Consider the following 26267-nt stretch of genomic DNA (forward strand, 5'->3'; position numbering starts at 1 on the left):
TCGGCCTAGCCGCGATACCGTTTGATTACGCGACAATCGAGTCTGCTTACCGCCAGCGCTCACTCGGCGAGCGACAATTTGCCGTCCGGTCCTACTTCCCCGACTTCATTGGTATGGTACCAGTCGTCTCGGAGCGTCTGTGCGCCAGTCCGGTCGTTGTCAAGGAACCCACCGAGGACGGTCGGCCCGCGGACCAGTAGTTCTCTGTTTTCGGAGACAGCGATTTCAACCCCTGGCATCGGGTCGCCAATTGACCCCTGGACGAAGGATTCTGCCGGGTTCAGCGCGCCGACACCGGTTGTTCCGACGGAGCCGTATAGTTCGCATATTGGAACGCCAAGCCCCCGGAAGAAGTACAGCAGATGATCGTCGAGTCGACCAGTCCCGGAGAGAGCGTAGGTAAGGTTTGATAGCCCCGCTTCTTGCCGCAGCGGCTTGTACACGAGCCGGTTGGCGGCTCTGTATTTCAGCGGCGTTCCCCGTCCCTCGACGATTCCCTCTCCGTAGGACGCCACTCGACCGCCGACCTTCCGTTTCATCCAGCCCATGTCGCCGAGACGGTCCTGTATCGTCCCGTAGAGCTGCTGGTACATCTTCGGGACACCGACGAGCACGTTGGGGTTGACGGCCGCGAGCTGGTCGACGAAGTCCTCGGCCCCAAGGTAGGCGACGGCGCTCCCGGTCGCCCAGAGATAGTACGTCGAAACACGCTGGTAGATGTGCGCCAGCGGAAGCGAACAGGTCCCAGTCGCTTCGGGGCCGGTAGGAAGCGCCTCGCGGAGGCTCTCTGCGGCAGCCAAGAGGTTTCGGTGTGTCAGCGCACAGCCGGCCTTCTCTGCGGGGGAAGCCACGTCGAACGCGACTGTTGCAACCCCGTCGCCGTCAGTCTGCAGGCCGGGCAGCACTCTCGCCTCCTCGGTCGGTAAGTCCTCGAAATCGAGCACGGTCCCGACAGCCATCGCGAGGTCTTCGGCCACGTCTCCTGCTGCCACGAGTCCGGTTGCGCCGGTCCGTTCGATAATCTGGGCTGCTCGGTCGTCGCTCGCAGACGGGTAGAGTGCGACCGGGACCAGCCCGGCGAAGTGACAGGCCAGGTCGAGCACGGACCATTTGTACTGAGACTGTGCTCTGATTGCCAGTCGGTCCCCGGGGCGCAGTTCCGTTGCGAGAAGTCCGCCTGCGACTGCCTTCGCCCGCTCGGCCAGCTCCTCGAAACTCCGCTTGGCGAACTCGTCGTCATCTCGGACAAGCGCCGCGGTCCGGTCCCCGTGGTCCGAAACGATGTCCTCGAACCAGGCCGCTACTGACCCGTCCGGGACCGAAAGCGAGCCTCCGTCGTAGATGTCGCTGTCGAGGCGCACGCCGGCGTCCTCGCTCTGGCGGTCAACTGGGACGGGGTCTTCTGATGCCGTCCGGTCATGATAGAGCTGCCCGGGTTCGTACTCGTAGTCGTCGCTGACCTCGGTCTGGAAGTAGTCAGCGTAGTTCTGGTCCTCGTCGCCGGCGGCGATGTGTGCATCGAGCCAGTCCCGGGCGACTGTCAGGACCTCCATCGTGACGTACTTCCCGTTCTCGTGTTTCTTGCGGAGTTCCTGTACTTTCCCGGCGAACTCTTCGTGCATTTCACGATGGTTGTAGAAACAGTCGCTGCAGTCCATAGCGTAGCCACAGTTCTGCATGAACTCCTCTTCGTCACCGAAATGGTACTCCGTGTAACGTTCGAGTTCCCGGAGAATGTCACCGACCTCCTCCTCGGAATGGCCCTCGTTCATCGCCGTGTGGAGGTCGTTCAGCAGCCCGAACAGGCGCTTGTGCTGCTCATCGAACCGCTCGACATTTGTGCTGTACCGTTCTTCATCCCACTCGGCGAATTTCCCCGTCGAATCTGTTCCCATACCTGTTCTGTTACCCATTATTTGAAAAGCAACTCTCACGTTCCCACCGAGTGAAAATGCGGTTTGCTTTCCAAGTAGCTACCAGTCAACATTGAATTCGGGATGCAAGAATTACGTGACGAAGCGGTCGTTGACGTCCTCACTGACAACGGAATCGGCGTGCTGGCACTGTCCAGCCCAACGGGAGCGGCCCCGTATCCGTTCCCGGTCGCGTTCGGGTATGACCCGGCGACGGATAGCCTGGCGTTTCACCTGTCAGAGAGCGACGATAGCCAGAAACATCGCTATCTAACCGCGGACGCCACCGTCGGGTTCACGGTGTATGAGGAGACCGAACCCAAATCGGTCTGGCGAAGCGTCGTGGTCACGGGTGAGTTGGTAGAGACGACGTACAGCGATGTAGAGCCGGCCCTTGCCTCGTTGGCCAGCAACACACAGTTCGCCCCCAACCCAGTCAGCTGGGACGATACATCGACGACGCCGTACGAACTTCGAATCGACGACTGGTGCGGACGTGAATTCCGAGTCGGGTGACACCGGTGCCGCAAGCCACTAGCAGTGGCGTCTATCGACCCCTTGTAGTGCTGCGTTCGTTGCTCTTCGTCGCGGTTTACGTTCTCAGTCTGCGGGAACCAGCGACCGTAGTTATGCCGTGAAGGCAGTATCTACAAACAGAGGTGTCCCAGATGCTTTCGCCAACAACTGCGCTACTCCAGCATGGACCGATGGGCCCCCACGGCGGGGCAACGGGCATGGGCATGGCCCCCGGCGGCTGGTGGCTGTTGCTCATAGCGTTCATCATCGGTGCTGTGGCGGTCGGCGCTTTGCTGTACGTACAGCTACAGGGCGAGGCAACTGCCGAGCCGGATTCGCTGGAGACGCTTAAACAACAGTACGCATCGGGCGAGATTGACGAGACCGAACTCGAAACGCGGGCTGACCGATTGCTCCAGCACGAGTCATAGGCCACGTCACTGGTAGTTTTACCGGCTATCAGTCTGGCAGGATGGCCACTTGCAGAACTGTGAGACCCCTTACCCGCGCCCACGGCTGTCCGACGCGCACTTCGTGGTACATTTATTCTGCAACGGTGTACCGTGGGTATGGACCCGGACGATGTTCGAGACGACTGGGCCTCCCGCTCTGGGAAGTTCTCACCGGCGTACTACGCTGAACTCGGACCAAACGAGGTGAGTGAGACGCTGGTCAACGTACTCGACCACTACGTCCACGACGACGCCCGGATCCTCGAACTGGGCTGTGGCTCGGGCCGCCATCTGGCACACCTGCAGACCAGCGGATACGGGAATCTCACCGGTATCGACATCAACGAGGAATCCTTCGACGTGATGGCCGAGCACTATCCTCGGCTCGCGGATTCGGGGACGTTCCACACCGGTGCCCTCGAAGACATCGTCACCGAGTTCGAGGACGACGCCTTTGATGTCGTCTATTCGGTTGAAACGCTCCAGCACATCCACCCCGATGACGCATGGGTGTTCGAAGAGATCGCTCGCATCGCTGGCGACCTCCTCGTTATCGCCGAAAACGAAGGCAACAGCCCCGAACGTGGACGCGCAGACACTGACGTGAGCTACGTCGACGATGATTTCCCGCTGTATCACCGCAACTGGAAGCAGGTATTCTCGGAACTCGGGTTTGCGCAGCTAATTCGAGAACCGACGTCCCGAGACACCATTCGCGTGTTCCGTGCGCCGTAGCCCTCACCTGTATCTGTCACTTTCTCGTGATGCTGTGCTTGAACAGCTAGCCGTCGGTACATTCACAATCGATAACCGGGCAGCAACTATTTGTGTCACGGTATCATGGGTCAATTTGGATCGCTATGCAACTGTGCCAAAACTGTCAGGCGGCTATCGACGAGTACCTCTTGGACAAACAACTCGAACCCCTGCGAGACCTCACAGTCGACGACTTCAATCTCTGTGCAGACTGCGTGACAGTCGTCGCGGACGCCTGTGTGGAGTGTGACGGCGCGGTGTACGTTCCCCGGTCTGAAACTGCTGTCCCTGACTGCTGTCCGGCGTGCCGGTCCGAGCACATTGACGAAACTGGGACCGACCCGGGCTGGCATTTCGATACGATGTCGACCTGACTCGGGTCATACTTGGATGCTGATCCGGAGCATCCGTTCGGGACTGCCGACGTGGGCATCACCCTCGTTTTTGACGCTACTGACAGTGAGCTGAAAGACTGTTCGGTGGCCGAATGAGAACTCCGTGGTACGGAGTCGAGGAGAACGATACGTCTCGGTACAACTGGCTTCGATAGCACTGCGGATACACACTGTTCTCGGGAATTTCTGAACAGCAGACGTGGCCGTAGAGGCCGTGCGTGTGCGTCACAGTGGCGATAGAAGCTTCATACTCCTCCAGCACATATAGTTGATCTCTACTGGAATGACACGCTCGACACGACATATTGGCTTGCTGTTTGCTGCGCTCGCACTCATCTGGGGACTTTCCTTTGTGGCGATCAAGACTGGTCTCGAAAGCGTCCCGCCGGTGCTGTTGGCAGCTGTCCGACACGATATTGCTGCAGTCGTCCTGCTTGGCTATGCCCTCTGGCGCGGCCGGTCACTGCGCCCACAGACTCGCGATGACTGGTCGCTGATTCTCATCGGCGGGACTGTCCTCATCGGCGCACACTTCGCGCTCTTGTTCCTTGGACAGCAGTACGTCCCGAGTTCCTTCGGCGCAATCCTGCTCAGTCTCACGCCGGTTGTGACACCGGCGTTCGCATCGACGCTGATACCGAGCTACAGGGCTCGACCGCACGAACTCATCGGCACCGTCTGTGGGTTCATCGGCGTAGTTATCATTGCGAACCCCACACCGGGAGCGGTCGGTGGCCGACTGCTCGGCGTCGCCCTCCTCATCGGTTCGGCTGTGGCCTTCGCCGTCGGCGCAGTCCTGACCGAACGCTACACCAGTTCACTCCCGCTCGTGAGCATGCAGGCTTGGATGACGCTGCTCGGTGCGGGCATCCTGCACGTTGTCAGTGCGGGGCTGCCCTCGGAGCGACTCGGAACCGTCACCGTTGGGCTCGAACAGATAGCCGCGATCGCGTATCTCGGCATCGTCGCCAGCGCAATCGGGTTCCTCCTCTACTTCCGCCTGATCAGCACAGTCGGGGCCGCTGAAACCAGCTTGGTTTCCTACGTAGTCCCAGCAGTGACGGCTATCAGCGGCTGGCTCCTGCTCGGTGAAACACTCGGCCCGGTGACCGTCGCCGGCTTCGCCGTAATTGTGGTCGGCTTCGCGTGGGTGAAAGCCGACGTACTCCGGTCGCTACGCCGTCGCCGAACAGACTCGCCGTCGTACCGACCGTACGGACCACAGGACGACTGCGTCGTCGTCAGCGGGAACGCGTACACGACACGGGAGTGATACCCTGATAGCATGGGCGTCAGGGCTTAGCCCCTGTCACCCATTGTACCGGTATGACTTCTCACCCTGGGTTCCACTCGCTACACGACGAGACAGCAACATCGATACCCGTGACCGGTGGCCTCCCGGACTGGCTCCGCGGCAGTCTTATCCGGAACGGACCCGGCGCGTTCTCCCTTCCAAACGGTAGCAGTGTCGACCACTGGTTCGACGGATTCGCGATGCTGTACCGGTTCACCTTTGACCCCGACAGTGACGCCGTGCACTACCGGAACAGCTTCCTCCGGACGGACGCGTACGAGGCGGCGACGAGCGGTGAGTTTGAGGGCGGCTTTGCGACCGGCGAGACGACGCTTCGCTCGCGGCTGGCGACGTTCCTGACTGACCCGTACGACAACACGAACATTATCGCCGAGCGGTTTGGTGGCGAGTACTTCGCCTTGACCGAATCGCCCCGCAAGGTGCGTTTCGACCCGAACACGCTCGAAACGACAGGCCACCTCGAACACGACGACGATGTGCCGACAGGGCAACTCTCCTGTGCCCACGTCAAACGCGACCCGACGAGCGGTGTCCTCGTGAACGTCGACACGGCGTTCGGACGGACCAGCCAGTACCACGTCAGTGCTATGTCGCCCGATGGAACCCGGAAACACATCGGGAGCGTCGACACCGACCAGCCGACGTATATGCACAGCTTCGCGCTCACACCCCGGTATGTCGTATTAACGGAGTTCCCACTCCGGCTTGACCCACGACGGTTTCTCAAGCCTGGCCGACAGGCACCCTTCATTGAGCAGTTCGAGTGGGAACCCGACCGCGGGACACGAATCATCGTCATGGAGCGCACTACGGGGACCGTCGTCGCTAAGCCGGTCATCGACGCCGTGTTCGGGTTCCACCACGTCAACGCGTTCGAGCGAGCCGGCGGCAGGGAACTTGTGTTCGACCTCGAAACAGTACCAGACGCGACGACCATCGACTCGCTGTATTTGGATAATCTCCGTGCGGGCGAGATGGGCGCTATCGTCGGCCGCATCGAGCGGTTCACCGTGGACCTTGGTACCGGAAGTGGTGTGACTCGCTACGGCGATGCCGATACGACGGTCTCACGCGAGATGCTGTACCCTGACGGCAGCGCGCTGCCGACCGTTTCACCGTCTCGATGGTGTCGCCCGCACCGCTACGTGTACGCGATGGGGATGGATACGCCCATCACCGAGTGGGCCCGACACGTCCTGAAACTCGACACAGACACAGGTACTGTCGAGACGTTCGACGACGGCGGGGACTACTTCGGTGAGCCGGTGTTCGTCCCCGCACCCGACGGCGACACCGAGGATGACGGCGTGGTGCTAGTCGTTGCGCTGGACGCAGACGCCGACCGGTCCCGGCTACTCGTACTCGATGGTCAGACGTTCGAGGAGCGCGCCAAGGCGTCGCTTCCCCACGCAGCCCCGTTCGACTTTCACGGTCGATACTTCCCCGAGCTTCGAGTGGCAGCCGGCGACTGAGCTGTCGGTAGGAACGCTTCTTGATACGACTTCCTCACTTCTCAAATTCGCTCAGCCAGACGTGCCGTTCTGACCGAAACAGCAGATAGCTTACATTATGTTCGGTCTGCCTAAACTTCGAAAACGCTTTATCCATTTAGGGTGGCCTAAACAGTATGTTAAACGAATCGACCAGCACCTCTGCACAGTCACATCGACTGTCGGTGCCACAGACACTGAACGGAGCGTCGTGACTATGGTGTCAGTGGGGAACCAAACGGGGACGACGTTCGACCGTGATGTGATCATCGTTGGGGGCGGCCCGTCGGGTTGTGCGGCGGGTGTGTTCACGGCCAGAGCGGACCTCGATACGGCTATCTACGACCGCGGCCGCTCGTCCCTCAAGCGCTGTGCCTACCTCGAAAACTACCTCGGCTTCCCGGACGGCATCGATATAGAGACGCTGTACGACCGTATTCAGGACCACGCCGAAACCGCCGGCTGTACAGTCGTCTCTGAGCTGGTCGACTCGCTCGACAGAACCGATGATGGGGAGGGGTTTGTCGTCGAGATGCAGGACGGGGAGACAGCCACGACTCGTCGTGTCATCGCGGCAACCCGCTACAACGGCGAGTATATGCGGGGCTTGGACGACGACGCGGCGATGTTCGAGACGCACGAACACGATGGCGAGGAACGCGAGACCTTCGACCGCGAGTATGCTGATGCGGACGGCACGACACCGGTTCCGGGTCTCTACGTTGCGTCACCGTCCGAGGCGGCGGATATGCAGGCGATTATTGCGGCCGGCCGGGGTGCGCGGGTCGCACGTCGGGTAATCGCGGATGCGAGAATTGACGACGGCTGGTGGGAGGCTGTCGCTGACGGCGTGGACTGGGTCCGCCGTGAGGCCGAGCTAGACGACGAATGGACTGAACGAGCAACCTGGGTCGAATATTTCGACGACCGGTACGCCGAGGATGCCCCCGTCGAGTCGGACTCGGACCGCTTCCAGCGGGTCCGTGCGGCGGCCATCGATGAACGGCGGTCGGCGTATATCACCTCCGACGAGATAGCTGCCCGGACCGAAACAGGCCAGGAAGCGCTAGCGGGCTACCTAGACCCTGCGGCGGTCGTTTCGGGGCTCGACCAGACCGCTGTTCTCGATGCGATGGACGACGAAACGATCCGGGACTATCTCGGCGCAAGCGACGGACGCGCGGAGGTGAGCGAGTAATGGCCAGCGAGACACGGAGGGCCACCGATGCGTGGTCACGAGCCAGATCTTGGCTCGACACTCTCGACGGGTCTCTGTTCGGGCTGTGTGTTGCGAGCGTTGCCGTCGCCTTCGGGGCCGGTCTCCTTCAGGTGAGCTTCGGAGCGTACTCGATGACGATCCTCGAGGCGTGGCAGGCCGTGTTCGATCCGAAGGTGTGGTTCAGCGTTCAGGCATGGCAGTCGTTTTTCCTCGGGGCCGAGCTTCCCGAACTGCCGAAACGGACGCTCATTGTCTGGAACATCCGGATGCCGCGGGTAATCGTCGCCGTGCTTGCGGGGATGTGTCTCGCCGTCTCCGGGGCGATATTCCAGGCCGTAACGCGAAACGAACTGGCAAGTCCGTTCGTGCTGGGCGTGAGTTCTGGGGCAGGACTCACCGTACTGCTGACTCTCGTTCTGTTCAGCAGTCTCGCCCCGTTCCTCCCGCTGTTTGCCGCGGTCGGTGGTTCCATCGCGTTCCTGCTCGTATACATGATTGCGTGGAAGGGCGGAACGAGTCCGGTTAGACTGGTCTTGGCCGGTGTCATCGTCAACATGGTGTTTACCTCCCTCCAGCGGGGGCTGTTCTTCTTCGCCGACGATCTGGGCGTTGTCCAGTCAGCACTGGCTTGGATTACCGGTTCGCTCACGGGTGTCGGCTGGGAAGAGTTCCGAATCGCTATTATTCCGACGCTGGCCGCGACGCTACTCGCGCTGGCCGGCGCACGACAATTGAATCTCCTCCTGCTCGGCGAGGAGACCGCACGCTCGCTCGGGATGAGTGTTGAGCGGGTCCGGTTCATGCTGTCTGGAGTTGCTATTCTGGCTGCCAGTACGGCAATCTCCGTTGCGGGGATCATCGGGTTCTTCGGCCTCGTGGTTCCACACATCGTCCGACTCATCGTCGGGAGCGACTACCGCCGGCTCCTCATCGGCTGCGTGTTCGTCGGTCCGGCGCTGATGGTTGTTGCAGATGTCGGTGCACGGCTGGCTTTGAACCCCGCGCAGGTTCCGGTCGGCGTCGTCACCGGCGTCGTCGGCGGCCCGTACTTCCTCTACTTGATGCGGCGACAGGAACAGATGGGTGAGATCTAATGTCACAGAACAATACTAACTCGGATGGTATCGCCACGACAAATAACACCCCTACTGGGTCTCATTCCAGTCACCAGGACCGGCCGCTGGTCGGCGACGATGTGGTACTCTCCTACTCTGGAACGGATGACCCGGTCATCGACGGTGAATCGATCACCGCCGAACCTGGGGCCGTGACTGCGCTCGTCGGCCCGAATGGGTCGGGCAAGAGCACGCTGCTGAAAGGCCTCGCCAATCAGCTCGAACCGGATGCGGGATCGGTACTGCTGGACGGGCAAGACATCCAGACGCTGGAGACCAAAGCGATCGCTCGAAAGCTCGGGCTGCTCTCTCAGGAGAGTACGTCACCAAACAGTATCTCGGTTGAGGAGCTGGTGTATCACGGTCGGTACCCACACCGTGGGTTCTTCGACAGTGTCACCGAGGAAGACGAGGCCGCCGTTGAACGGGCGATTGACCTGGCCGGCTGTGGACACATCCGCGAGCGCGAAGTCGGCAGCCTCAGTGGCGGCCAGAAACAGCTCGCCTGGATCGCGATGGTTCTCGCACAGGACACCGACGTGCTGTTGCTCGATGAGCCGACGACGTTCCTTGACCTGCACCACCAGCTTGAGGTCATGGAGATTATCGAAACGCTCCGGGATGAGAGTGATATCACCATCGTAGTCGTCCTCCATGACCTCGAGCAGGCTGCTCGCCTCGCTGATCAGATGGTCGCCCTCAAAAACGGTGAGATACAGGCTAGGGGGAAGCCAGATGCCGTCGTGACGGAGCAACTACTCGCGGACGTTTTCGAAATCGAGGCAGAGGTCTCGGCCACGCCCCATGGCCCGCGCGTGAACCCAATCCGGGCCCGCCACGATGGTGACGAACACACTGGTGGTGACGATACTGCCGAGCCGGACCGCGAGGAAGTCGTTGCCGAATAGGGGCCACGAAATCGAGCTCTGCCGACGGGTTCTTGACACGGACGCTGGAGTCTGCGCTTGAGATCGGATTGTCCTGGCTCGGTGAACCGGAACAATTATATAATTTTTAGGCTAGCCTAAAATAATGATTGACGACGCTACAGACACCGAGACACCGACGCGGAGAGAGTACGTGAAGTACGGGGGAACGGTTCTTAGCGCCGGGCTACTTGCGGGATGTACCAGCGACGCCGAGGGGGGAGCTGGAGCCACACGGGCGGAGTCCGAAGTGGAGACAGACACACCCACTGGCAACGGTTCGTACTCCGTGTCGATGTCACCGGTGGGAGAGGTGACGTTCGAATCGCCCCCGGAAACCGTCTTCACTCGGCTCACACACCACGCCGACATGGCGTTCGCGCTGGGGCATGGGGATACCGTCACGGCCATGCACGCCCCAGATTACTACAGTGGGCTATGGAACCAGTTCGTCGAACGGCTGCCGGGGGTGTCGCTGGACTGGACCGGGCTGTACTCCTCATGGAAGCCGAGCAAGGAGAAACTGTATGAACTGGATAGCGATATCCACTTAGCAGACCCAGCCTGGATCGCCAAACAGGACAACTGGGGTCGAGAGGACTTCGAGGAAATCGCTACCAACGTCTCACCCTGGTTCGGCAACTCACTGAGTGACCGGCACGCCGAACCGCCGTCCGGATGGGCGGACTACGAGTACTACACCCTCTGGGAGCAGTTCGAACTCGTGGCCAAGGCGTTTCAGGAACAGGCTCGCTACGAGGCGCTCGCGGCTATCCACGACGAAATGCGCTCGACCATCGACGTGAACTTACCGCCCGAGTCAGAGCGCCCGTCGGCGGTGATGATCGCCGCAGCTGATCTTGACGAGATCTACGCGTACACACTTGACAACCCCGGCTTCCTGACCGCGCATACCCGTCCATTCAGCGCACGGGACGCTTTCGAGGGCTCGGTCGAGACCAACTCTGTGGTCGACTTCGAGACGCTACTTGCGGCTGACCCCGACGTAATCCTGCACCTCGGTGGATTCGAACCGAGTACGAGCCTTCCGGAGCGGCGGGAGGCGTTCAAATCCGACCCAGTTGGATCAGAAATCACAGCCGTACAGAACGACCGGATCTATCCGCAGGGAGCGAGATATCAGGGTCCGATCCTGCATCTCTTCCAGTTGGAGATGACCGCAAAGCAACTGTACCCGGAGAAGTTCGGTGAGTGGCCGACCTACACTGAGGGGCCGTATCCTGAGATTCCGCCGGAGGAGCAGCTGTTCGACCGCCAGCGGGTCGCGGACATCGTGAACGGCGACATCTAGCTGATACCATCTAAACTCTTAGAACGACAGTATTGAGGCATACGCTAGATTATCTGGATGAATGGGATGAAAAATCCGACATCGTTAGCAGTATATAGGGAATATAAGGATATAGACATTGACTTGTCCAGAAAAGTTTTATACCACCATGTCATCTACTAACATATGCTAGTACACGAAGGAAACACGCACTCATACACCACTGGCTCCGACCGATATTGCCGTCACTGCAACGACGTTGCGCTCGCTTATGACCCGTCGGCTGACAGCCCTCGCTGTCGGTCGTGCGGAAAACTAGTCTAGCGCCATTCAGGGTCTGCACTCGTATAGAAGGATAACACTGGCTACACGGAGGCCTGTCCCGTGGGCATTGTTTTAGAATTATCCACAGAACGTCTGACAAGTTACGTAGCGATTTGATGGCTCCAACCGACGCAGACCGACTACAACTTGACGAGAACTTTGATTGCCTCACGCTCGTCCATCGCCCGATATCCTTCTGGAACGCCGTCGAGATCGACGGTTTTCGTGAATATCGGTGACGGGTCGAGCGTCCCCTGCAACACGTCGGCCAGTAGTTCGTCGGCGTAGGCACGAACCGGTGCCACGCCGCCGTTGAGCGCGATATTATCGCCGAACAGAGAGAACACATCCAATCCGGAGTCGTCAACGCCATGCGGGACACCGACGTAGCCGACGGTCCCGCCCGGCCGACAGACGTCGATGGCGGTCTCCATTGCTGAGGCCGCACCGACACATTCGAGCACGTGGTTTGCACCGCCGTCAGTCAGGTCATCCGCGGCGTCCACGGCATCTTGGCCACGGGCGGCGATGGTTTCGGTCGCACCGAACGACTCTGCGAGTTCAAGACGGTCCTCGTGGTGGCCCATCGCAATGATGCGTTCTGCCCCGAGGCGACGCGCCGCGAGGACGCCACACAGCCCGACGGCGCCGTCACCAACGACAATACAGGTGTCGCCTTCACCGACGCCGGCGCTCACCGCCGCGTGGTGACCGGTTCCCATCACGTCTGTCAGCGGCAGAATTGCTTCCAGCGTGTCTTCATCATCGGCGTGGCGGTCCGGGACGCGGACGAGCGTCCCGTCGGCCTCCGTCGCCCGGACGTACTCGCCCTGGCCGCCGCCGTTGTCGCCGCCCCACGAATCGCCGTTGACACAGGACGTGTGCAGTCCCTTCCGACAGAACTCACACCGGCCACAGCTGATGACGAACGGGGCGAACACCCGGTCGCCGGGTTCGACTGAGCGCACGTCGTCTCCGACTTCCTCAACGATACCCATCGGCTCGTGGCCGACGCGGGACCCCTCTTCACGGTCGCTCTGGCCACGATAGAACCAGAGGTCGGAGCCACAGACAGCCGTGTGAGTCACGCGTACAATCGCGTCGGTTGGCGATTCGATTTCCGGTCGGGGAACCTCTTCGACGGTAATCTCACCGGGGCCACGGTAGATGGCTGCGCGCATATGACCGCTTCGGGGTGGCTGTGGAAAACCGTTCTCATGCCGTCTGCCGAATCCGACTGACCGTTTTATTGGATGGAAACAATTACCAGCGATGGAATATAATTACAGAAACATGACGGATATTCTCATCGTCGGGGGCGGCCCCGCCGGCCTGAGCGCGGCACTGTTTGCACAGAAAAACGGGCTGGAAACGACAGTCTTCGACACTGATGGGACCTGGATGCACAAAGCACATCTGTTCAACTATCTCGGGGTAGGCTCTCAGGATGGGTCTGCGTTCATGGAAACCGCCCGGTCACAGGTGGATAGCTTCGGTGTCGACCGAAAACAGGGTACAGAAGTGACAGACGTGCAGCAAACTGATGGCGGATTTGAGGCTACAACTGAGGACGAGACATATGAAGCAGACTACCTCGTCCTCGCGACGGGTGCTAACCGCGACCTCGCTGCGTCGCTTGGCTGTGAGATGACTGCTGAAGATGTCGTTGACGTGGACGTGACGATGGAGACGAGTGTTGACGACGCCTACGCGACAGGGGGAATGGTCCGAGCCGAGGAGTGGCAGGCGGTTATCTCTGCCGGCGACGGTGCAGCGGCAGCCCTGAACATTCTCACAAAGGAGAAAGGAGAGCATTTCCACGACTTCGATACGCCCGCCGATGCAGACGCGGTATTCGGTCCCAAAGAGTAGGCCCCGAAACGGTTCCGGACGGGTCTATCTCATTTCTAACCATGCAGCAACGTTCTACCGGCCGTTGCCCCGCGTGTCTGGGCCGTGTTCGACACTGATCCGCCCCGGTCTAACTGGTGCTAAGCAGGTCCGTAAACTGCGACAGCGAGCCGTTACTTCGTCGCTGCAGCAGGTTCGAGATTCTGAAGCCGTGCGACAGTTTTATCGACTGATTCACTATGGCAACACAGAGCAGTGTGTTTGCTGTGAAGGAGTTCGAGTTCAACCTCAGGTTCACTGCGGGTGCTGATCCGGTTATGGACCTGTTTCACGAGTATCCGACGCTACGACTCCGGAACGCCACGTGTACGGTGACTGAAAACGCCATGTGGCGCATCGATCACGTAGACGGTCCCCCTGCCGCAATCTCCGCGTTCGATGAGATGTTTCTCGATGACGCACGCTGTAACGAGTGTCTCGACGAACGCGGCTGTTCTGGGACGCGAGAATACCAGGTTCTTGATTGCCAACCGGCCGCCAGAACTGTATATACGTATCACGCCCGGACTGACCGGTGTTGTACGGTGCCCACCGTCGTTACCGATTACATCGGCGACGGTGTCGTCTTCGAATCGGAACGCACCGGCGGTGCGTATCGGTGGCGGGTGCTGTCACCGGTCGAGACGTCGCTTGATCCGCTGTTCGATCATCTCGAATCGGTACTTCCGACCGAGGTGCAACTCGATGTAAACCATCTGGGAAACGCTGAACGATGGCGGGAGAAAACACAGCCTGCGTTTCCACAGTAACGACATCGAGTCCAGATCCGAATGTATACGAAGTATTAAAAAGTATGCGCCTCGGCGGAATCTAGTTCCGCTGAACCCGATGCCGAAATCAGTGGACCGACCGCTCGTCGCTTTCGTCAATGTCCTCAATCGGGTCGGCGTTGCCAAACGATGGCTCCGGACCGTCCCCAGCCGTGGCCCACTCACAGGCATTGGCGAGGACCTGCTGGACCGCGTCGTTGTGGTAAATCGGATAGGTCTCGTGGCCCGGGCGGAAATAGAATATTCGGCCCGCTCCGCGGCGGTAGCAACACCCTGACCGGAACACCTCGCCGCCCTCAAACCAAGAGTTGAACACGAGCGTGTCCGGCGCGGGGATGTCAAAGCGCTCGCCGTACATCTCGGTTTCTGGGAGTTCGATGTACTCGTCGACGCCGTCGGTGACGGGGTGACCTGGTTCGACGACCCACAACCGCTCGGTTTCGGCGGCTTCGCGCCATTTCAGACTGCAGGTCGTTCCCATCAGTTCGCGGAAGATCTTGGAATAGTGGCCCGAGTGGAGGACGATGAGCCCCATGCCGTCGAGGACCCGCTCTTTCACTCGGGCGACAACCTCGTCAGCAACGTCGTCGTGCGCGGCGTGGCCCCACCAGGTCAGAACATCCGTTTCTGCCAGTACATCCTCGGTGAGCCCGTGTTCGGGTTCCTGAAGTGTCGCGGTTTCCGTGTCGAACCCGCGCTCTTCGAGTGCTGTGGCAATAGCGCCGTGAATCCCGTTGGGGTAGAGGTCCGCGACAGCTTCGTGTTCCTGCTCGTGGACGTTCTCGTTCCAGACCGTGACACGTGTCATAGTCGTGATTTTGACCTCCGCCGTAACGGCGTTCGCCAAGCGGCAATCCGTGCGATTAGTGAGCGCTATGCGTTTCACCGCTGTTGAACAGTCGCTGAGAACCTTCCACGAGATATTCATCTGTCTCAGATACGGTTTTGCGCATCTCGGCCCTGAGTATCCGGCTCATGTCTACCGCGCGCCAGCGCCGCGCCACAGTGGCCATGACAATCGCAATGTTGAACGCCAATACAACTCGATTTCCAACTATATCCACAAGACTGTGAATAACGACCTGAAACGACCAAATACAGACGACTGTATGGCTCTTCCGTAGGAGTACAGTCGAGTGAAATCGCCGCGTAAAGCACTGCTATACCGGATACACACGACTGTATCCCATCCCGCCAGTACATACATGATAAACCCTGATTTTAATCTCGTCAGGGCTTCTCGCTTCCCTTCTGTCGTTATTCTGAACAGAGGATAATGTAAACAGTAGATAGGTATAAATACTCCCTGCCAGACGACGCGACTGATGCACCCTACCAGAAACCGCTGCAACAGAGGGTCACGAGGGATAGAACCACGTATTGAGGTGGTTCCGAAATGAGACTACGATACCATCTCCGGAATTGGGTGGCTGGTGAAAGTTTGGCCTGTCCGGACGAACGGATTGTGGGGGTGAGAACCAATGTCTGAACACACACTGGTGCTGATGGCACTGCTACCGCTGGCGACGATTGCAGTGTTGATGGTCGGGCTGTACCAGCCTGCAACACGGACGATGCCTATTGCGTGGGCGGTGGCAGCTATCGCCGCTTTCGTCGGCTGGCAGATGTCCCCCCGGCTGATTGCCGCCGCGTCGATACGCGGAGCGCTGACAGCGACCAGAATCCTGGTCATCGTCTTTGGGGCGATACTCCTGCTGTACACGCTGAAACAGTCAGGCGCGTTCGAGGTAATCAACGCAGGGTTCTCCTCGATTAGCGACGACCGGCGCGTGCAGGTCATCCTGCTCGTCTTCCTCATGGGCTCGTTCATCGAGGGCGCGGCCGGATTCGGGACGCCCGCGGCGATCGTCGGCCCGCTGCTGGTCGGTCTGGGCTTTCCCCCACTGGCCGCAGTGGTCGTTGCGCTCACGGGGAACATCCTCGCGATCACGTTCGGTGCGGTCGGGACGCCGCTGATCATCGGATTGCGTGACGTGGTGTTCGCAGAGGGCACGGGCGCCTCACAGCAGGTGCTGCAACAGGGTGGCTTCGAGAGCGTCGGCGCGTACGTCGCTCAGATCGGTCTGTGGGCGGCGCTCATCCACGCTATCGTCGGTATCGCTATTCCGTTTATCGGCGTGGCGATGATGACCCGGTTCTTCGGCGAGGAGCGATCGATCAAGCCGGCGCTTGAAGTCCTGCCGCTGTGCCTCTTCGCGTGGGCTTCCTTCGCAATCCCATACGTCGCGACTGCGTACTTCCTCGGGCCGACGTTCCCGGCACTGCTGGGTGCGATGGTTGGGCTACTCGTGGTCACGACCACGCTACGTGCCGGTTACTTCCTCCCCGACGAGGAATGGGACTTCGGCCCGCAGGCCCAGTGGCCGGACCACTGGATCGGCAGCATCGAACCCGGAGAGGGTGTCGGCACCACGTCGGGTGGCAGCCGAGAAGGAACTGTCGCAGCCGACGGTGGCACGGCAACGTTTGAAGACTCGCACTCGCAGGATATGTCGCTGGGGATGGCCTGGCTGCCCTATCTCCTCGTCGCCGCGCTGCTCGTCGTGACCCGCGTTGTCAGTCCGATTCAGGAGTTCCTCTCGACGAACGGTGTTCTGCTGTGGAATAACATCCTCGGCACGCCGTTCTCGGAGGGCGTCGAGATGTTCTACCTTCCCGGGAGTCTCTTCGTCCTCGTGGCCGTGATTACCTACGCGCTCCATGGGATGTCCACGGACGATATCAAGGCCTCGTGGAGCGAGGCGCTTCGAAACATTGCGCCGGCTGTCGTGGCGCTGTGGTTCGCTGTCGCGACAGTCATGATTATGCAACGGACCGGCAGTGCTGTCGTGCTGGAGGCCGCGCCGACCAACGCCGGGATGCTTGGCCTGCTGTCGGAAATAACAGCAAGTGGGACCGGACAGATGTTCCCGTTCTTCTCGGGCTTCATCGGCGCGTTCGGCGCGTTCATCGCCGGCTCGAACACGGTCAGCGACATCCTGTTCGGGCTGTTCCAGTTCCAGGCCGCTCAGCAGATCGGTGCGCCGACACAGATCGTCGTTGCCGCACAGGCAGTCGGCGGCGCAATCGGCAACCTCATCGCGATTCACAACGTGGTCGCCGCCCTTACCGTGGTCGGCCTTATCGGTGAGGAGGGGCGTGTCATCCGTCTCGAACTGATACCGGTGCTGTACTACGGCGTGTTCACGGGCATACTGACGCTCATCTTGGCCTACGTCGTGGCTCCAGGCGCGTTCTAACCCGACTCACCTTCCCACCTACCCTCCACCTACTCCCTACTCATGGCATACGATTCCCGACTCCCCGAGCAACGTGACCCGGCGACAGACCCGAGCGCGAACTACGACTATCAGGGCGACAGCGTCAACCGGCCGGACCTCGTCACGGCCCTGGAGCGCCGCGTAAACGGCGACGTGCGCTTCGATACGTACACCCGTGAGCTGTTCGCAACCGACGCGAGCGCGTACGAACAGCTCCCCATCGGCGTCGTCTCGCCGGTCTCGACCGAGGACGTGGTCGCGGTGATGGAGTACTGCGACAGGCAGGATATTCCGGTGCTTCCCCGGGGTGGCGGGACCAGCCTCGCCGGACAGGCCGTCAACGAGGCGGTCGTCCTCGATTTCAAGCGGCACATGGCCGAGACGCTGTCGATCGACCCCGAGGCCGAGCGGGCTCGTGCGCAGGTCGGTATCACTATCGCCCGGCTCAACGACCAACTCGAACCCCACGGGCTGAAGTTCGCGCCGGACCCCGCGTGGGGTGACAAAAGCGTTCTCGGCGGTGCAATCGGGAACAACACGACCGGCGCACACTCGCTGAAATACGGCAAAACGGACGCCTATATCGAGGAATGTGAGGTCGTCCTCGCGGACGGAACCCGGACGACCTTCGGCTGGGTAGACGTCGACGACCTCGAAGCACGGGCGACCGAGGCCGGCCCGGACGCCGACCTCGAAACCCGGATTTATGCCGAAGTCGCGAAAATTCTCTCAGAAGACGCTACCAAGATCGACGACAAATATCCGGAGCTCAAACGCAACGTCTCCGGGTACAATCTGGACGAATTGGTTCACAGCGCCAGGGAGCGCGGCGAAGTCAACCTCGCCCGATTGCTCGCCGGGAGCGAGGGGACCCTGGCCGTCGTGACGGAGGCGACGGTCTCGCTTGAACCCGTACCCGACGCCACGGCCGTCGCCATGCTGACCTACGACAACATCATCTCGGCGATGCGGGACGTCGCTCCGATTCTCGATCACGACCCGTCGGCCGTCGAAGTGATGGACGACGTGCTTCTGGACCTCGCCGCGGAGACGCCGGAGTTCGCCGACGTTGTTGGCATGCTCCCAGAACAGACGGATTCGACGCTGCTCGTGGAGTTCTACGCCAATTCGCCCGATGACGGCGCACAGAAGGTCGCCAACTTGCTCGCCGACCGACTTCCGGGCTACGACGCCAGAGAGTCGCCAAGTGACGGGGCGGGTTCGGTCACCGACGCCTCGGTTCACGCTGTCGATGCGCTGGAGGCTTACGACGCAGACCGGCAGGCGAAGTTCTGGAAGATGCGCAAGGCCGGGCTGCCGATTCTCTTGTCGCGGACGGGCGACGACAAGCACTGGCCGTTCGTCGAAGATACAGCGGTCCCGGCCGAGAACCTCCCGGAGTACGTCGCTGACATCCGGGAGTTGTTCGATGAGCACGACACGTTCGCCTCATACTACGCCCATGCCGGCCCCGGCGTCCTGCATATCAGACCGCTGTTAAACCTGAAATCCGGGGACGGCATCGAGACGATGGAAACCATCTCCGACGCTATCACGGATCTCGTCGTCCAGTACGACGGGTCCGTGTCGGGCGAACATGGCGACGGGCGTGCCCGAACCCAGTGGAACCGCAAGCTCTACGGCGACGACCTCTGGGAGACGTTCCGCGACCTGAAGTCGGCGTTCGACCCCGACTGGCGGCTGAACCCGGGCAACATCTGTGGTGAGCACGACCCGGCTGAGAATCTCCGGTACGACCCCGACTACGAGTTCGACGCGGGCTTCGACCCCGCGCTCAACTGGGACAACGAAAACGGGTTTCAGGGGATGGTCGAACTCTGCCACGGCTGTGCGGGCTGTACCGGCCATCAGGAGACCACCGGCGGCGTGATGTGCCCGACCTACCGCGCCGCAGAGGAAGAAATCACGAGCACCCGCGGCCGAGCCAATATGCTCAGGTCGGCGATGGACGGTGACCTCCCCGACGACCCCTTTGAGGAGGAGTTCGTCACGGAGGTTCTTGACCTCTGTATCGGCTGTAAGGGCTGTAAAAAGGATTGCCCGAGCGGCGTCGACATGGCGAAGCTCAAAGCCGAAGTGGTCCACGAGCATCACCAGCGAGAGGGTATTTCGTTGCGTGATCGGCTGTTTGCCAACGTCGAGACGGTGCTCTCGCTTGGAAGCACGTTCGCCCCGGTGTCGAACTGGCTGATGGACCTGCCGGGCTCGGGACTCCTCATGGAGAAAACAGTCGGCATCACGGAAGAGCGGACGCTACCCGGCTTCCACCGGACCACGTTCCGGGACTGGTGGGCTGACCGCGGCGGAGCAATGGTTGCGGCGAACAAAGCTGACCGGAAGGCACTCTTGCTCGCCGACCCTTACACGAACTACAGCCATCCGGATGTCGGGAAAGCCGCTGTAGAAGTGCTGGAGGCGGCGGGCGTCCACGTGGTCGTGCCTGACGACGTGACCGACAGCGGTCGTCCTGCGTTCTCCAAGAGTATGCTGGACCACGCCCGCGAGACGGCACGGGCGAACGTGGACGCGCTCGCGCCGCGAATCCGCGACGGCTGGGACGTGGTCACCATCGAGCCCTCGGACGCAGTGATGTATCAGGTCGACTACCGTGACTTGCTCTCCGGCGACGACGTCGACACTGTCGCGGAGAACACGTATGGTGTCTGCGAGTATCTTGACACGTACCGGTTGGGGGAGGCTATCTCCTTCGACGATTCGGGCGACTCGCTGGCGTACCACGGCCACTGCCACCAGAAGGCAACGAAGAAAGACCACCATGCCGTCGGCGTTCTGCGCCGTGCTGGCTACGCCGTTGACCCGCTCGATTCGGGCTGTTGTGGCATGGCCGGTAGTTTCGGCTACGAGGCCGAACACTACTCGATGAGTGAGGGCATCGCGGACCTCCTGCTGGGACAGATAGATGACTCGCCCGCCGAGCAAGTCGTCGCGCCCGGCGCATCCTGTCGGTCCCAGATTGACGACTTCGGCGACAGTGACGCGGAGCCGCCACATCCCATTGAGCTGGTTGCGGCGGCGATACGGTAACTGGGTCCGGCGACATCTCCCGGCAGTGGTCAGAACCCGAACCCGTCTCTTTGTCTGACCGTGACGTCGTGTCCGTCAACTGTTGACCGAAGCGCCTGTGTGAACGGTTCGGGGTCGAACTGGCCGTGGACTCGAACCGTCGTCGCGGAGTCTGTCCGGGGCTGTGCGGTGATTTTTGGCCGACCGATCCGGCCACCAGTGTGGATATCGACGCTGTCGAGCGTGTCGTATGACTGTGTCTCGACCTGTTCGGCCATCTCGATTGCCGTGGGGACGCCCTCCTCGACCACCTGTGAGGCGAATGCGGCGGCCCGCTGATCCGGCGACCCGAACAACAGGTCGACGGGTGTCAGATAGTCATATTCGACGAAGTAAGCCCGGTCCGTACAGAACAACACGTCGATAAGTCGGAGCGGGTACGAGCCCCGCATCGTGTAGTGCAAGTGGACGCGGAGTTCGTCGGTCACGAAAACCACCCTTTCGCAGTGGCTGCGTCAGTGACTGTTCCGTCCGCCGCGACTTTTGCACGCCCCACTCGGTACATCGTATACACCTGCACCAGCAGGTATATCACCCAGAGCACGTACCCGCCCAGTCCGCTCCCGAGTACGGCCGTCTGGACGGCAAACGCCTGCAGCCCCAGTCGTGTCGCCAGCCCAGTTCCAATCAGGAGGACGCTGAAATAGCCGAAAAACGCGGCGGCGACCCACATTGCGACGATCCGACCCCAGCCCGGCATTGTGTGCTCCGGGAGCCGGACTGTATTGACGAGTTGGACGATAACGATATACGGCCACATCAACAGACCGGACATCGACGCTCCGACGACGAGCAGCCCGAAGGGGTCGTCTATCGATATCGGAAGGATGAGAATGAGAATCCCCCAGCCACAGAAGACGGTCAGCAGTCCCCAGAACAACCGCGGCAGGCTCCAGCCCGCCTCCCGCCCGTACAGCTCGTAGATGATGTCGGAGCTGTTCCGGACGAACGACTCGATAATCGCGTATTCGGTCGTGAACAGGGCGAGAAACAGCGTGACGTAGATGACGCTCGTCGTGAACCCGCCGACCGACGGCGCAATCTCAATCAGCCACATATCGACCGCGTCGCTCGTCGCGCCCGGTGCCTGTGACACCGCGATGACGACCAGCATCGTCGTGACCAGCAGGAGGCCCAGTAGGAAGGTCAACAGGTGTTCGAGCTGTGTCACGCGCCACCAGCCGCGCCACCGTTTGAGGTTCTGCGTATCCGGAGTGAACGTGAACCCGTCCTCGTGGACTGTCTCAGGGTCGTCGCCGGCGAAGGGGTTCTTGATCCGGCCCTGATACCGGCCCATTCCGTAGCCCTTCTCCCGTATCCAGAGGCTCTGTGAGAGGTTGAGGTAGCCGCCAGCGCCGGCGTAGGCCAGCGCTCCAACCAGCACGGCGATAGTCCCGACCGGTGAGTAGTCGCCCACCTCAGTCAGACTCCCTGGGACGCTGACCAGCACGTCCACCGATCCGATGAGAACGAATAGCAGCAGTGTGAACGCAATAGACAGCGCTACCAGGATTAGCTGGAGGCTCTCGACGACGTTGTACATCAGCGGCGTCACCTGGTAGGTAACCCAGATGAACACCATGAGCCCGATGCCAAACAGTCGCCAGCCAACGATGTTGACGCCGGCAAATTCATAGGTGCCGAGGGAGAGGCCCTGAGCACCGATTTGCGCGGCGCTTGCGGCCCACCCCGGCCAGCCGAGACTGACAAACCCGCCTATGAGCATGGCTAGTGGGAGGACCGGGTGGACTCGCTCGAACGCTCGAAACACGCTCTCACCGGTCGCGAGTGTCCACCGCTGTATCTCCGTGTTGATGACGAAGTGGAGACAGACAGCCACGAGGAACAGCCAGTACAGTCCCCACCCGTAGCTGGCGACCAGATTCGGCCAGAACAGCGTCTCACCGCTGCCGAGCGACGCCCCAAGCATGATCGCGCTGGGACCGACGACGTGGCGGAGCTTCGGTACTTTCGGCAACGAGAGTTCTCTGAACCGCCCGCCGGTGCCCGTGTCCGGATGGTCGTCGCTCTCCGGTGCTACCTCGAGGTTGTCGTACGCGACCGGGGTGTACGACGAGATTGGATACCGTTGCTCTTTGCGAGAAGCGTACACCTCCGATGTCTCTGACTCCGTCTCTTCCGCTACGTCCGACTGTTCCGTCGGCTTTTCCTCTGACATCGGTTAACTCACCCACCGACGTAGTGCCAGACGTGTTCGTGGTCGGCAGCTAAATCAACCTGTGGGAGATCCTCCAGTGCAGGCCCGATGGCGTCCCACCACTCGTCAGCGGTCTTGTAGCCCGCTGGATGCTCCTGAAACACTTCGGTAATGAGTTCCCCGGCATCGGTGTCGGGGTTTTCGCGGAGATAGTCGTACGCAGCCCGCAGCGCTGCACGCCGGTCGTCGAGTACATCCCCTGTCCCTGGAAGGTCCGCGTCGGCGATACTGTGCTCGACTGGGGGCTCTCGTTCCTGTTGTGGTTCCGCGCCCGAGCCGACAAGCTGGGAGAACGGGATCCACCAGACCCGACTCCGTGCCCCGACCTTCCGCGTTTCCAGATCCCCTCGTTCCACGAGTACGTCGAGCTTGTTGTGTGCCGTCTTCCGGGAACAGCCGAGTGCGTCCATCACATCGGTTGCCGTCAACGGCTTCGCCTGGTCCGCCCGATCTTGAAACACCGAGAGCACTCGCTCCGGTGTGAACTCTGCCGTGGACGGTGGCGACCCGTCAGCCCGACCATCGTCCGCGGTATTGCTCATACGTAGCCATTACAGTCGTATGTAATAGACTTTTCTGCAGCGATCTCCGTTTCGGGAGCAAACGATCTCCATCCGTCTGACGCTCGATAGGTCCCAATCACGCACGAAGGCAGGTATTACGACTTTTCAGTCGACGTACCGACAATGGCTGGTTCAGATCTCCCTGCTCCGGTTCATCTCCGACAGCGGCCACGCTCCTGTCGGACCGGTCTACCCATTACTCGGCCGGCTCCGGCACAGGCTTCGACTGCTCAGTTTCCACGACTGCACGCTCCGGAAGTTCGGGGTTCGGTGTCCGACCGAGCGTCAGCAGGCGCTCGGTGAGTGTCAACTCCTCCGGGCTAGGGCTTGGTTTCTGGACTTCCTCGTAGTCGACGATTACCTGCCCCGCCTCGGCGGTGATGCGCACTGCACAGAGCTGGTAGGAGGGATAAAACACCGGGGGGAGCAGCCCGATGACACCATCCCGCCGGTGGAGCCGTTTGAGCCAGGTCCCGGTGTTAACGACCAGACCACCGTCGACTGACTGCACACTCGGTCGGTGTGTGTGACCGTAGCAGAAGACGACCACGTCGTCTTCCTGTTCGAATATTTTCTGCGCGGCTTCCGTGTACGTCGTCTGGGTATCGACCGTGAGGTCTGTCTCGAAGACGCCAAAGCGGTTGATTGTCTTCTTGATGTCCCGCCGCAGGAGATACAGTGGGATGCCCACGAGCAACAGGAGCCCGGCCAGCGACGCGTTCACTACGAGCAGCATCCAGATGGCGGTCCCGACGGTGCCGAACTGACCCAGAAACGATGTGGTCGTTTCCACCGGCGCGGACCAGACACCGAGAAGATTCAGCGCTGCCAGGATCGCCAAGATAGCGCTAATGTTGAACAGCAACAGGAACGGGACAAGTGCGTACCGCAACAGCGGGTTCATCTCCCGGTAGAAATACTTCGAGAGCATCCACACTGGGACCCGTTCCGTCGGCGTCACCGCCTGTACGTCCTTGAGCCAGTTGTACCGACCCCGGTCCGAGAGCTGGCCGGCCCGGCTCGTCACGAGCGTGTTGTAGTAATAACCGAGCGGCGTCACATTGGTATCGCCCCAGTCTTCGATACGGTTGTTCGGGTCCTGTTGATTGCCGTGTTCGAAGTGGATGGCCTGGTCCCCCACCGGACGGGTAATCGACTTCGACTGAACGAGCGTGACGTTGTACGCCGCGAACCGCTCCACGTACTCGTCGTAGGCTGCGAGGTCGTGGTCGTGATTGCCCGGTATCAGGGTAATCTGGATGTTTTCGCCGGTCTTTCGCAGCTGCTCGAACAGCGACGGATAGGTCTCCTCGAGGACGTCGAACTTCTCTAGTCCCGACATCCCGGTGAATTCCCACAGCCCGAACGCGTCGCCGTTAATGAGTAGCTCGACGTTCTCCTCAGTGGTCTCCAGCCGCGATAGAAAATCAAGCAGTTCATCGAGAAACTCCACCTCCTCTAGCTGTTCGTCGCCGCCGATATGGAGGTCGCTGATGACGTAATAGACGCGGTCGTCGGCGGTGCGGTCCATTGAATATGGGTTCTTGACCCACAGACAAAGGCGTTGCTCTCCGGAATATCACTGCGGGAGGGTGTAGTTTCAAGTGGGTGTGTCGTTGGAATACGCATTCTCGCCGGTAGCGCAACCTGCCCGATTACAGTTCCAGCACGGCCCGGAATCGCGCTTCGTTGTCGATCATCCGTCCATAAGCCTCGCTGACATCTTCAAGCGGGTAGGTCTCTATCTCAGGAGAGATGTCGCGGAGCGAACTGAACTCCAGCGTGTCCTGTGAGTCACGGGCGTGTCCGGAGGCCCAGCCCTCAACAGCGCCCCGGTTCTGGACGAGTTGCTGTGCGCTCACGCCCACCGGCTCACCGGGGACGCCCACAACCACGACAGAGCCGTCGACACCGATGCCGCTGACGATAGAACTGATGGCGTCACTTGACGGTGCCGTCGCCAGCACCACGTCGGCCCCACCGAGTTCCTGTAGTCGCTGACCAGCATCTGTCTCCGCCGCGTTGATGAAGTGGTCGGCTCCCAGGTCTTTCGCCAGCGATTCTTTCTCCGGCGTTCGGGAGATAGCGGCCGTCTCGAAGCCGGCCGCGTGTGCATACTGGATGCCGAGGTGACCGAGGCCGCCGACGCCCTGTACGGCGACGAGGTCTCCGACGCTCGCATCGCTGTTCCGGAGCGCATTGAACGTCGTCACGCCCGCACAAAGCAGCGGCGCCGCGGCCGCCGCATCGAGTGACTCCGGAATCTTCGCGAGCGCCTCCGACGGTGCGGTCATGTACTCGGCGTACCCGCCGTCGTAGCTCAGTCCGGTAATTTCGCCGTTCTCACACTGGAGGAAGTTCCCCTGTCGACACTGGTCACACGTCGAACAGTGGCCGCCGTGCCAGCCGACGCCGACTCTGTCGCCCACGTCCCAGGCGTCAACAGCGTCGCCAACGGCGTCCACGTGGCCTGCCACCTCGTGACCGGGAACCCGTGGATAGGAGACAACCGGGTTGGTCCCCTCTTTTGCGTACACGTCGCTGTGACAGATGCCACAGGCGTCGACCGAAACCCGCACCTCGCCGGGGTCCGGCTCGGGCACGTCTCGTTCGACGACCTCGAAGTCAGCCCCTGGCTCGGGCACGACCGCCGCTTGCATTGTGTCAGACATAGCGTTACTTTCGGCTCGACGCTGATAAGCGGCCA

General features: G+C 60.9%; 22 protein-coding genes. 14 read left to right on the forward strand and 8 right to left on the reverse strand.

All coding sequences use genetic code 11. From position 1 onward, the window contains the following. Positions 1-59: 59 nt before the first annotated feature. Positions 60-1895, reverse strand: coding sequence for a bacteriohemerythrin (locus RBH20_RS17195; protein WP_306710923.1), 1836 nt, complete (start codon positions 1893-1895; stop codon positions 60-62). 102 nt (positions 1896-1997) lie between these two features. Between RBH20_RS17195 and RBH20_RS17200 the strand changes: the two genes are divergently transcribed. The 10 genes from RBH20_RS17200 to RBH20_RS17245 all read left to right on the forward strand — a co-directional run bounded on the left by RBH20_RS17200 (position 1998) and on the right by RBH20_RS17245 (position 11409). After that, the gene (locus tag RBH20_RS17200; protein ID WP_306710925.1) at positions 1998-2429 is read left to right on the forward strand and encodes a pyridoxamine 5'-phosphate oxidase family protein; all 432 of its coding nucleotides are present in this window, start codon (positions 1998-2000) and stop codon (positions 2427-2429) included. 152 nt (positions 2430-2581) lie between these two features. Then, a complete protein-coding gene (locus RBH20_RS17205) occupies positions 2582-2860 on the forward strand; it encodes an SHOCT domain-containing protein (RefSeq protein WP_306710927.1) in 279 nt (92 codons plus the stop codon). A gap of 138 nt (positions 2861-2998) precedes the next feature. Further along, on the forward strand, positions 2999-3616 hold the full coding sequence (locus RBH20_RS17210; RefSeq protein WP_306710929.1) for a class I SAM-dependent methyltransferase: 618 nt from the start codon (positions 2999-3001) through the stop codon (positions 3614-3616). Positions 3617-3741: 125 nt separating this feature from the next. After that, entirely contained in the window at positions 3742-4011 is a 270-nt protein-coding gene (locus RBH20_RS17215) for a hypothetical protein (RefSeq protein WP_005532887.1), read from the forward strand. Positions 4012-4315: 304 nt separating this feature from the next. Beyond that, positions 4316-5305 (forward strand): DMT family transporter, encoded by a 990-nt coding sequence (locus RBH20_RS17220; protein ID WP_306710933.1) that lies wholly within the window; start codon positions 4316-4318, stop codon positions 5303-5305. A 53-nt stretch (positions 5306-5358) separates the two neighbouring features. Continuing rightward, positions 5359-6819, forward strand: coding sequence for a carotenoid oxygenase family protein (locus RBH20_RS17225; RefSeq protein ID WP_306710935.1), 1461 nt, complete (start codon positions 5359-5361; stop codon positions 6817-6819). Between the two features lie 235 nt (positions 6820-7054). Then, positions 7055-8035, forward strand: a complete 981-nt coding sequence (locus tag RBH20_RS17230) for an NAD(P)/FAD-dependent oxidoreductase (protein ID WP_306710937.1) — start codon at positions 7055-7057, stop codon at positions 8033-8035. Beyond that, the gene (locus RBH20_RS17235) at positions 8035-9150 is read left to right on the forward strand and encodes an iron ABC transporter permease (RefSeq protein WP_306710940.1); all 1116 of its coding nucleotides are present in this window, start codon (positions 8035-8037) and stop codon (positions 9148-9150) included. The genes RBH20_RS17230 and RBH20_RS17235 overlap by 1 nt, the downstream gene beginning before the upstream one ends. After that, entirely contained in the window at positions 9150-10079 is a 930-nt protein-coding gene (locus tag RBH20_RS17240) for an ABC transporter ATP-binding protein (RefSeq protein WP_306710942.1), read from the forward strand. The genes RBH20_RS17235 and RBH20_RS17240 overlap by 1 nt, the downstream gene beginning before the upstream one ends. Positions 10080-10203: 124 nt before the next feature. Next, on the forward strand, positions 10204-11409 hold the full coding sequence (locus RBH20_RS17245) for an ABC transporter substrate-binding protein (protein WP_306710944.1): 1206 nt from the start codon (positions 10204-10206) through the stop codon (positions 11407-11409). A gap of 443 nt (positions 11410-11852) precedes the next feature. Here the strand turns inward: RBH20_RS17245 and RBH20_RS17250 are convergent, their stop codons facing one another. Continuing rightward, a complete protein-coding gene (locus RBH20_RS17250) occupies positions 11853-12893 on the reverse strand; it encodes a zinc-dependent alcohol dehydrogenase family protein (protein ID WP_306710946.1) in 1041 nt (346 codons plus the stop codon). Between the two features lie 112 nt (positions 12894-13005). Between RBH20_RS17250 and RBH20_RS17255 the strand changes: the two genes are divergently transcribed. Then, positions 13006-13584: an NAD(P)/FAD-dependent oxidoreductase gene (locus tag RBH20_RS17255; RefSeq protein WP_306710949.1), complete on the forward strand. Its 579-nt coding sequence runs from the start codon at positions 13006-13008 to the stop codon at positions 13582-13584. Between the two features lie 218 nt (positions 13585-13802). Next, positions 13803-14372 carry a hypothetical protein gene (locus tag RBH20_RS17260; RefSeq protein ID WP_306710951.1) on the forward strand — a complete coding sequence of 190 codons (570 nt, stop codon included), beginning with the start codon at positions 13803-13805 and terminating at the stop codon, positions 14370-14372. A gap of 88 nt (positions 14373-14460) precedes the next feature. On the opposite strand, the gene RBH20_RS17265 is transcribed toward RBH20_RS17260, so the two are convergent. Then, entirely contained in the window at positions 14461-15201 is a 741-nt protein-coding gene (locus RBH20_RS17265) for a ThuA domain-containing protein (RefSeq protein ID WP_373567972.1), read from the reverse strand. A 673-nt stretch (positions 15202-15874) separates the two neighbouring features. Between RBH20_RS17265 and RBH20_RS17270 the strand changes: the two genes are divergently transcribed. Beyond that, a complete protein-coding gene (locus tag RBH20_RS17270) occupies positions 15875-17653 on the forward strand; it encodes an L-lactate permease (protein ID WP_306710955.1) in 1779 nt (592 codons plus the stop codon). 42 nt (positions 17654-17695) lie between these two features. Continuing rightward, positions 17696-20740, forward strand: coding sequence for an FAD-binding and (Fe-S)-binding domain-containing protein (locus tag RBH20_RS17275; RefSeq protein WP_306710957.1), 3045 nt, complete (start codon positions 17696-17698; stop codon positions 20738-20740). A 29-nt stretch (positions 20741-20769) separates the two neighbouring features. Here the strand turns inward: RBH20_RS17275 and RBH20_RS17280 are convergent, their stop codons facing one another. The 5 genes from RBH20_RS17280 to RBH20_RS17300 form a co-directional block, all read right to left on the reverse strand. Next, a complete protein-coding gene (locus RBH20_RS17280; RefSeq protein WP_306710960.1) occupies positions 20770-21216 on the reverse strand; it encodes a hypothetical protein in 447 nt (148 codons plus the stop codon). Further along, complete coding sequence (locus RBH20_RS17285) at positions 21204-22958, reverse strand: Nramp family divalent metal transporter (RefSeq protein ID WP_306710963.1); 1755 nt, start codon at positions 22956-22958, stop codon at positions 21204-21206. Before RBH20_RS17285 ends, RBH20_RS17280 begins: the two co-directional genes overlap by 13 nt. A gap of 8 nt (positions 22959-22966) precedes the next feature. Next, positions 22967-23539 carry an ArsR family transcriptional regulator gene (locus tag RBH20_RS17290; RefSeq protein WP_306710965.1) on the reverse strand — a complete coding sequence of 191 codons (573 nt, stop codon included), beginning with the start codon at positions 23537-23539 and terminating at the stop codon, positions 22967-22969. A gap of 217 nt (positions 23540-23756) precedes the next feature. Beyond that, the gene (locus RBH20_RS17295; RefSeq protein ID WP_306710967.1) at positions 23757-25091 is read right to left on the reverse strand and encodes a metallophosphoesterase; all 1335 of its coding nucleotides are present in this window, start codon (positions 25089-25091) and stop codon (positions 23757-23759) included. A 124-nt stretch (positions 25092-25215) separates the two neighbouring features. Beyond that, positions 25216-26220, reverse strand: a complete 1005-nt coding sequence (locus tag RBH20_RS17300; RefSeq protein WP_306711231.1) for an alcohol dehydrogenase — start codon at positions 26218-26220, stop codon at positions 25216-25218. Positions 26221-26267: the final 47 nt, after the last annotated feature.

Origin of the sequence: Haloarcula sp. H-GB4, from assembly GCF_030848575.1 — an archaeon.
Taxonomy (GTDB): Archaea; Halobacteriota; Halobacteria; order Halobacteriales; family Haloarculaceae; genus Haloarcula.